Annotated in this window: 1 protein-coding gene; it reads right to left on the reverse strand. The window is 71.4% G+C overall.

What is annotated here, in order from left to right:
- A partial coding sequence (locus IBL25_RS25885) for a peptidoglycan D,D-transpeptidase FtsI family protein (RefSeq protein ID WP_187781311.1) occupies positions 1 to 1,898 on the reverse strand: 1,898 nt, incomplete at its 3' end.
- Positions 1,899 to 2,014 lie beyond the last annotated feature (116 nt).

Here is a 2,014-nt window from a genome sequence, read left to right on the forward strand (position 1 = left end):
GGCGCGGCCGCGCGGGTGCTGGTGGCGGGCGAGACGACGGGCGCGCGCGCCGCCGAATTGGCAACCGGGGCAGAGGGCGCGCCGCGCGGCTGCAGCGGGATGGAGGTGGCGGAAACCAGCGCGGGGTTGTTCGGGTCCTCCGGCACCAGCCCCAGCACGGGGGCGATGCGGCTGACCACGGTATGCGCCGCCGGCGCCGCGACCCAGCCGGCCGTGGCATAGCCATGGGACCGCGCATTGGCCTGCGGGTTGTCGATCATGACATAGAGCGCGTAGCGCGGCGCATACATCGGGAAGGCACCCACCAGCGCCGCGATGCGCTGGTTCATCAGGTAGCCGCCGCGCGGGCCGGTCTTCTGCGCCGTGCCGGTCTTGCCGCCCAGGAAGTAGCCCGGCACCTCGGCCGAGCGGGCGGAGCCATCGGTGACCACCAGGCGCATCAGCTTGCGCATGGTGGCGCTGGTCTGCTCGCTGACGATGCGGCGGCCCGGACGCTCCACGCCCGGCGGCTGCGCCAGCAGGGTCGGCTCACGCAGGATGCCGCCATTGGCGATGGCGGAGATGCCGTTGACCACATGCATCGGCGTGACGCTGATGCCATGGCCGTAGGAGATCGTGACCATGTTGATCTCCTTCCAGGAACTGGCAGGAGGCACCAGCGGCAGCGCCCTTTCCGGCACTTCCAGGCTGACGCGGGAGAGCATGCCCGCGTTCTTCAGGAATTCGCGCTGCCGCTCCGGCCCGAAGCCCATGGCCATATGCGCGGCGCCGAGGTTGGACGAATAGGCCAGCACCTCGGGGAAGGAGAGCCAGCGGTTCTTGCCCTTGTAGTCGGTGATGGTGAAGCGGCCGTAGCGCATCGGGCGGCTGGCGTCGAAGCGGCTGGAATAGGCATTGGCGGTGCCGTATTCCAGCGCCGCCGCCGCCGTCAGCAGCTTGAAGGTCGAGCCAGGCTCGTAGACGCCCACGGTGGCGCGGTTGAAGCGCTGGTCGGCCGTCGCCTCACTGATGTCATTGGCGTCGTAATCGGGCAGGGACACCATGCCGAGGACCTCGGCCGTGTTGATGTCCAGCACCACGCCGGCGCCGCCGATGCCGTTGAAGCTGGCGATGGCGTCATGCACCGCGTCGCGCAGCGCCAACTGCACGCGGATGTCCAGCGACAGCCGCAGCGGCTTGCCCAGTTCGGTGCGCAGCCGCTCGTCGAAGCTGCGCTCGATGCCGGAGAGGCCCTTGCCGTCCACATCCACATTGCCGAGCACGTGCACGCCCGCGCGGCCCTGCGGGTAGTAGCGGCGCTCCGCATGTTCGAAATCGACGCCGGCGATGCCGAGGTTGATGATGCCCTGCTGCTCCCGCGGCGTCAGGCTGCGGGTGATGTAGACGAAGCCCCTGTCGCCCGAGAGGCGCTCGATCAGCTTCTCGCGGTCCAACTGCGGCAGGATGGTGCGCAGCTTGTCCGCCACTTCCGCCGGGTTGTGCAGCACGCGGGGATTGGCGGTCAGCGCCGTGATCGGCAGCGACATCGCCAGCATCTCGCCATTGCGGTCCGTGATGGGCGCGCGGCTGGCCGGGTGCTCGGTCGGCGGCGCGACGGCGCGCAGCGCCGCCTGCAGGCGCACCGGCTGGGCCGGGTCCAGCAGCGTGGCATCGGCCAGCTTCAGCGCCACCGCCAGGAACAACGCACCGAAGCCCAGCGCAGCCACCACCAGCCGCCCCCGGCTCTTCTCCAGCTGCGCGCGGCGCAGCAGGTCCGGCTGCGGGATGCGCGCGGAGGCAGGCCGCTGGCCGGCCACGCGCAGATCCATCACCTCGTCATGCGGCAGCATGGCCGGCTGGCGCAGATGGCCGCCGCGCTGGGGCACCGAATCCGGAGAAGGTGGGGGCAGGTCGTGCATGGCGGTCAGCGCACCGGCACGGGCAGCGGCACCGGCGGCGCCAGGGTGCCGCGCGACGCCATGCCGAGGGAGGAACCGCCAGCGGCCACCGGCGCGCCGACGCTGCCGCCGGTGCC

Origin of the sequence: Pseudoroseomonas ludipueritiae (assembly GCF_014490445.1) — a bacterium.
Classification (GTDB): Bacteria; Pseudomonadota; Alphaproteobacteria; order Acetobacterales; family Acetobacteraceae; genus Pseudoroseomonas; species Pseudoroseomonas ludipueritiae.